The organism is Bradyrhizobium sp. Bra64 (genome assembly GCF_024519875.1).
GTDB classification, from domain to species: Bacteria; Pseudomonadota; Alphaproteobacteria; order Rhizobiales; family Xanthobacteraceae; genus Bradyrhizobium; species Bradyrhizobium japonicum_G.
On sequence record NZ_JALJRD010000002.1, the window covers coordinates 1,027,511 to 1,034,125 of the forward strand.

A 6,615-nucleotide genomic window follows, 5' to 3' on the forward strand; every position below is an offset into this window, starting at 1 on the left:
GATTCTTCCCTTGTTCACTTCAGGTTTCGCTTGCGCTCGATCAGCTGCATGATCAGCGGCGTCAGGATCAGCTGCATCGCAAGATCGAGCTTCGCGCCCGGACACACGATCGAGTTCGCGCGGGACATCCAGCTTTGCGGCAGCATCGAGAGCAGATAGGGGAAGTCGATGCCGCGCGGATTCTTGAAGCGGATCACGACCATCGATTCGTCCGGCGTCGGAATCCAGCGCGCGATGAACGGATTGGAGGTGTCCACCGTCGGGACCCGCTGGAAGTTGATGTCGGTCTCGGAGAATTGAGGGCAGATGTAGTGGATGTAATCCGGCATCCGCCGCAGGACGGTGTCGGTGACGGCCTCGGTCGAATAGCCCCGCGCGCTGCGGTCGCGATGCAGCTTCTGGATCCATTCGAGATTGATGACGGGCACCACGCCGATCTTGAGGTCGGCATAGCGCGCGACGTTCACCTTGTCGGTGACGACGGCGCCGTGCAGCCCCTCGTAGAACAGAAGGTCCGAGTTCTCCGGCAACCGTTCCCATTCGGTGAAGGTGCCTGGCGCCGCGCCGTGCAGCGCGGATTCCTCGGCGTCGTGGACGTAGTGCCGGGTCGTCGCGGTGCCGGTTTCGCCATAGTCGCGGAACGCCCGCTCCAGCTCCTCGAACAGATTGGTCTCGGGACTGAAATGGCTGAAATGCCTGTTGCCGCGCTCGGCTTCCCTGGCCATCTGCGTGCGCATCTCGGTGCGGTCATAGCGGTGGAACGCGTCGCCTTCGATGTAGGCGGCGTTGACCTTCTCGCGGAAAAATATCTGTTCGAAGGTCTTCTTGACCGACGTGGTTCCGGCGCCCGAGGAGCCGGTGATCGAAATGATGGGATACTTCCTGGACATGCGTCGCCTCGCTCAGATGCGGAAGAATCCGCGCCGCGCGAACAGCGGCGATGAGCCGCTGGCCACCAGCAGCGGGTCGCAATGCAGCTCTTCGAGCCGCCGCACCTCCTTGCTCGATCCCATGATCAGGGGCACGCGCTGGTGCAGGTTTTGCGCTGCGAGGTCGAGGATTCGCTCGCGCCCCGTCGTTGCGGAGCCGCCGGCCTGCTCGATGATCATCGCCATCGGATGCGCCTCGTAAGTAAGCCGCAGGCGGCCGTCGCCATAGCCGGGGCGCGCGTCCGAGGGATAGAGGAAGATCCCGCCGCGGGTGAGGATGCGATAGGCCTCGGCGACTAGCGAGCCGACCCAGCGCATGTTGAAATCGTGGTTTGCAGGCCCTTCGACGCCCGCGAGGCACTCGTCGACGAAGGCGCGCACCGGCGGCTCCCAGTGCCGGCGGTTCGACGCGTTGATCGCGAACTCCGCGCAGGCCTCGGCAATCTGCACGCCGCTGCGTGCGAGGCGGAAGCAGCCGGCCTTGCGATCGAGCGTGAAGATGTCGACGCCGTCGCCGAGAGTCAGCACCAGCGAGGTCTGCGGACCGTAGGTGACGAACCCTGCCGCGAGCTGCGCCGAGCCACGCTGATGGAAGGCGAGCGCGAGATCATCGGGCGCCGGCAGGATCGAGAAGATCGTGCCGACGGTCATGTTGATATCGATGTTGGAGGAACCGTCGAGCGGATCGATCGCGACGCAGATTTTCGCTTCGCGGTCGCCGATCTGCGGCTCACGCATTTCCTCCGACGCCAGTGCTGCGATCGGCAGCCTGCCGAAGCAACGGCGCAGGATCGCATCGGCCTGCACGTCGAGATCGCGCTGGACGTCGCCGTCGCTGTTGCGACCCGTCGTCAGGCCCGAGGCGTCCGCGAGATCTCCGGTGCCGATAAGGTCGGCGATCTCGATGGCCGCCGCCGCGATGGCGTCGACCGCAGCTGCCACCGCCAGCGCGTGGGGCGCGGTCTCCGAGTACCGTTGGAGGTGATCGTCCAGCCTGGGTTGCCCGGTCATCTGCGTCCATCCCTTTGCTGGCGCCGCATCCAGTTCCCTCCCCGGCGGAGGTCGGTGCGGTTGGTCCCAACACAATGAAGATTGACAGCGCCGACTTAATAAGGAAAATTTCTATTCATAATGGGCGCCAAAGAAATTTCTTATAATGGTCATGGCCATGCAGCGGCCCAGCTCCGGCATCTGACGATCCGGCAGCTTCGCTCGCTCGCAGCGCTTTCGGCCAAGGGCAGCGTGACGGCGGCCTCGAGCCAGCTCGGCCTGACCCAGCCGGCCGTCACCCAGCAGCTCCGTCAGCTTCAGGACCTCGCCGGCCTGCCGCTGGTACAGCGGACCGGCGACGGCATGCTGCTGACTGAGGCCGGCAAGGAGGTTCTTGCGCTCGCCGGGCGCGTCGAAGCTGCGATCATGGACTGCCAGGGCGCGCTCGACCTGCTTGCGGGAAGGACCGGCGGCACCGTGCAGCTCGGCGCAGTCTCGACCGCGAAGTATTTCGTGCCGCACGCGATCGCGGCGTTCTCGAAGCGGCATCCGAAGATCGAGATCAAGCTCACCATCGGCAATCGCGAGGAGATCCGCGAGGCCATGCACGGCTACGACCTCGATTTCGCGGTGATGGGTCGGCCACCGGCCGACGTCAGCGTCGACGTCCGTCAACTCGGGCGCAATCCGCACATCATCGTCGCGCGCAAGGGGCACTGGCTGGCGAAGGATTCCGGCCTCAGCCTGACCGACCTCGTGCACGAGACCTTCCTCACCCGCGAGCCGGGGTCGGGCACGCGCACGCTCATGGAAGGCATGTTTCAGAAGTCGGACCTCGAGCCGGTCATCGGCATGGAGATGAGCAGCAACGAGACCATCAAGCAGGCGGTCATCGCGGGGCTCGGCATCGCCTTCATCTCGGCCCACACCGTGGCGCACGAGCTTGCCGAGGGCCGCCTGATCGTGCTCAACGTCGCGGGCCTGCCGATCGTTCGGCAATGGTACGTGATTCGCCGCAGCGACAAGGTGCTGCTGCCGCCGGCGCAGGCGATGTTCGATTTCCTGGGATCGGAGGGCTCGAATTATCTGCCCGATGTACCCGAGTTCGGCGAGCGATAGCCCGCCGACGTTCAGCCCATCAGCTTCATTGCAATCGTCGCCGCGAGAATGACGATGATCTGAAGCAAGCGCTCGGTCGTGAAGATGCGGTTGAAGGTGGTCATCGCTCGCCCCCGGCCGACGTGAAGCAGGCCCGGGCGACTTGCTATCATACGCAGGCGCCGGGGCAACTCCGTAGTCGCCACGGGTTCTGGTCCCGACCGGAGCCAGTTCACGCCGATGTGGGAGGCCGCGCCCGGCATCATCTGTTTCGGCGATTCGTTCGCGTCGTCGGACATCCCTCGCAGCTCGTTCGCGCGGCTTGTCGCCGATCTCCTTGCCGCGACGGTTAACGATCAGGCCGCCAGCACAGCGGCCTGGTCCACGCGGCTCGCGAAATAGATTTCGAGCTCCGTCAGCGCCCGCGCTTCCCAATCCCTCGCCTGCTCCAGCAGCGACCAGCTCTGGCCCGGGCGGAACGCAGCGGTCTGGCGATAGAGCGATGCGATACCGCGATAGCGGCGCACGTTCTCCAAGATGGCGTGACCGGTTATTTGGCCGTTCATGTCCGAAAACTCCCTCGTCATTCCCGCGGGAGAAATTGCGGCCAAATCTTTTTCGAAAAGTTAGCGGCGCGCGGCAAGCGCGCGCATGGTTGCCGGACTGTTGCGCGCGCGCAACGCGCGTGGCCGCGCGATGCCGATTTATTGCGAATTCGTTGCCGCGCTCTCGCCCGTACGCTTCAGCCCGCCGCGGCTGATGATCGCCATTGTCTCGCGGCAGAGATCGGCAAGGCCGATCAGGAGCACGGCGAGCAGGCAGAACAGGTTGATGGAATCCGCATTCGCGCTGGATAGCGGGGTAAACTCGAAGAAGGGCGGAATGAACGCCCACCACACCAGCGGAATGGTCAGCACCGCGGCGAATGCCGCAGCCGGCACACCCGCGACAAGTCCGAGCACGAACAGGCTGGGCAGGAAGGCCGCGAAATAGAGTTTTGCGCCGAGCGCTACGCAGATGCCCTGAAGCACCGCCGACATTGCAACAACGACGAATCCCAGCAGAAACGCCTGCCACGACCATGGCCGTACCCGCGGCACGCCAAACAGCCCCGCACGCTTCATCAGCCTCCCCCTGCCGCCCGTTAACCAGGCCCGCTTGCGACCAAAGTACTACAGTGGCGCCCAAACCGCGAGGTGGAAAACGCATGCCTGAGCGTTTGGCAAACGGGCTGCATCGCACAATTTTACCGCTACTCGCTGGCCGCATAGAGCAGGCCCGCGACGGGCAAGGCGAGGCCAATGGCCGATGCCAGTGTCCAGCCGCCTTCCGCGAAGGCCCAGGCGCCGACCGCGGAGCCGGCGGCGCCGGCCGCGAAGAACGTCGCCATATAGAGGCCGTTGAGGCGGCTGCGGTGTTCGTGCCCGAGCGCGAAGATGGCGCGGAAGCCGAGCACGACGTTGCCCTGGACCCCGATATCGATGGCAATCGCAGCCACGACCAGGCAGGCGAGGTTCAGCATCGAGCCGGCGGCCCCGATATAGGTCACGAGGAAGCCCGCGGCTGCGAGCAGCATCGCAACCAGGGTTGCCACGCGGCTATGGCCGCGGTCGGCGAGCCGTCCCGCGATCGGCGCCGCGAACACGCCTGCGACGCCGGCGAGGGCGAACAGCGCTATGCCGCTCTGGGAGAAGCCGAACGCGCTGGCGAGCTGGAGTGGCGCCACGGTCCAGAACAGGGTGAAAGCGCCGAACAGGCTCGCCTGGTAGAGTGCGCGGCGCCGCAGCAGCGGCGTGGCCCGCACCAGATGCGGCATCGACAACAGCAGCGTGCCATAATGCATGCGCGCGACCGGCCTGCGCTCCGGCAACGTCATCCAGAGCACGGCTGCGAGCACGATCATCAGCGCCGCCGAGCAGAAGAACACCGCATGCCACGACAGGGCCGCGGTGATGAAACTCGACACCGGGCGCGCCAGCATGATGCCGAGCATCAGGCCGGTCGAGACGTTGCCGACGACACGGCCGCGGATGGCTTCCGGCGCCAGATGCGCCGCATAAGGAATGATGATCTGCACCGCGACCGAGCCGAGCCCGATGAACAGCGCCGCGATCAGGAACGGCAGCGCATGGGTGGCGAAGGCGGCGGCGAGCAACGCCGCGGCGCCGAGCGTAATGACGGAGCAGATCAGGATGCGGTTCTCGACGAGATCGCCGAGCGGCACTATCAGGAGGAGCCCGGTGCCGTAGCCGATCTGGGTCATGGTGACGATCAGCCCGGCTGCTGCATGCGACAGGCCGAGCGCGGCGCTGATCGGGGCGATCAGCGGCTGGGCATAATAGATGTTGGCGGCGATCATGCCACAAGCCGCAGCAAGCACGAAAGTCAGGCGCTGCGACACCACATCCGGCCCGGGCGCGGTCTCGATGGTGGCATTCATCGTCATTTACGGACTCCAGATATCGGGAACGAACGTTCCCTAATTTGACAAGGATTCAGGCGAGTAGTTTCATGGCGACGCCGGCCAGCCGCTCGCCATCGAGCGGCAGGCGCGCCTTGCCGACGACGCGCAGGCCCTGTGTCATGCAGATCATCAGCCGCGCGGTGTCATCGGCCTCGACATGGGCCGGAATCGAGCCGTCAGCCTGACCCTCGCGAATGAGGCCGGCGATGAACTTTTCGTTGGTCATGAGTTGCGCGGTAACGCGCGCGCGGATCACGGGATCGACCGCTGAGAGCTCGACCGCGCTGCCAACCACGATGCAGCCACGCCGGCCCTCGAGACCCTGGGAATGCTCGACATAGGACAGCAAGACGTTGCGCAGCCGCTCACGACCGTTTTCGCCGCGTGCCGCGGCGGCGCGGGTCTGCTCCCCGCGCAGAGCGGCGTAGCGCTCGAATGCGGCGAGAAACACCGCATGCTTATCGCGAAACGCCTTGTAGACGCTGCCGGTGGCCAGCCGCATCGCAGCGGTCAAGTCGCCGATCGACGTGGCATGATAGCCGCGCTCGCAAAACACCCGCACCGCTCCGTCCAGAGCCGTGTCCATGTCGAATTCCCGGGGACGGCCGGGTGAATGGGCGACAGGCTGGGATGGTCGTGCGGCTTTCTGCATTGCGGCATAATAGGGAATGATTGTTTCCTAATCAAGAGACCTGGTCGTGATGGTAGACATTAAGAGTACCGGCGCCGTGTCCCGGCTCTGCAGCGCACCGCTGAAGGGCGCGGCGCTGCGTCCGGGGCACGCGAGGCGCGCCAGCGCACGTTCTCTCCACGTCGTCATTGCGAGCGCAGCGAAACAATCCAGACTGTCACCGCTGAGGGATTCTGGATTGCTTCGCTACGCTCGCAATGACGGAGCAAGGGGCGACATCGCGGTCCTCCGATGCACATTTCGACTTGCAGGCAGCCTTCGCAATCTCGCGGCGCATTTCGCCCGAGCTTTGCTTCGTCACTCCACCCTCTCCAAGCCAAGAGGGCACAGGGCAGGCCGGGTGCCGGCTGGCACCCGCGGTCCGCTGCGCGAAGATGTAGCGCAAAAGAACCGCACAGCAGCATACAGGTGTAGCCAATCACTCGGCCTTCCCTGCGCAGTGG

8 protein-coding genes are annotated in these 6,615 nt (G+C 65.1%); 1 reads left to right on the plus strand and 7 read right to left on the minus strand.

The window, feature by feature from the left end; genetic code table 11:
- Positions 1 to 14 precede the first annotated feature (14 nt).
- Together NR187_RS12290 and NR187_RS12295 are read right to left on the minus strand one after the other, a co-directional pair.
- Positions 15 to 890, minus strand: coding sequence for a phosphoribulokinase (locus tag NR187_RS12290; RefSeq protein WP_211382450.1), 876 nt, complete (start codon positions 888 to 890; stop codon positions 15 to 17).
- Positions 891 to 902: 12 nt separating this feature from the next.
- Entirely contained in the window at positions 903 to 1,940 is a 1,038-nt protein-coding gene (locus NR187_RS12295; protein WP_256806552.1) for a class 1 fructose-bisphosphatase, read from the minus strand.
- A 120-nt stretch (positions 1,941 to 2,060) separates the two neighbouring features.
- Between NR187_RS12295 and NR187_RS12300 the strand changes: the two genes are divergently transcribed.
- Positions 2,061 to 3,038, plus strand: a complete 978-nt coding sequence (locus tag NR187_RS12300; RefSeq protein ID WP_211382448.1) for a LysR family transcriptional regulator — start codon at positions 2,061 to 2,063, stop codon at positions 3,036 to 3,038.
- Between the two features lie 11 nt (positions 3,039 to 3,049).
- On the opposite strand, the gene NR187_RS12305 is transcribed toward NR187_RS12300, so the two are convergent.
- The 5 genes from NR187_RS12305 to NR187_RS12325 all read right to left on the minus strand — a co-directional run bounded on the left by NR187_RS12305 (position 3,050) and on the right by NR187_RS12325 (position 6,133).
- Positions 3,050 to 3,316, minus strand: a complete 267-nt coding sequence (locus tag NR187_RS12305) for a hypothetical protein (RefSeq protein WP_211382447.1) — start codon at positions 3,314 to 3,316, stop codon at positions 3,050 to 3,052.
- 57 nt (positions 3,317 to 3,373) lie between these two features.
- The gene (locus tag NR187_RS12310; RefSeq protein WP_211382446.1) at positions 3,374 to 3,583 is read right to left on the minus strand and encodes a hypothetical protein; all 210 of its coding nucleotides are present in this window, start codon (positions 3,581 to 3,583) and stop codon (positions 3,374 to 3,376) included.
- A gap of 138 nt (positions 3,584 to 3,721) precedes the next feature.
- Complete coding sequence (locus NR187_RS12315; RefSeq protein ID WP_211382445.1) at positions 3,722 to 4,141, minus strand: DUF4118 domain-containing protein; 420 nt, start codon at positions 4,139 to 4,141, stop codon at positions 3,722 to 3,724.
- Between the two features lie 128 nt (positions 4,142 to 4,269).
- Positions 4,270 to 5,463 carry an MFS transporter gene (locus NR187_RS12320; protein WP_211382444.1) on the minus strand — a complete coding sequence of 398 codons (1,194 nt, stop codon included), beginning with the start codon at positions 5,461 to 5,463 and terminating at the stop codon, positions 4,270 to 4,272.
- Between the two features lie 49 nt (positions 5,464 to 5,512).
- The gene (locus NR187_RS12325; RefSeq protein ID WP_211382443.1) at positions 5,513 to 6,133 is read right to left on the minus strand and encodes a TetR/AcrR family transcriptional regulator; all 621 of its coding nucleotides are present in this window, start codon (positions 6,131 to 6,133) and stop codon (positions 5,513 to 5,515) included.
- Between the last annotated feature and the right edge of the window lie 482 nt (positions 6,134 to 6,615).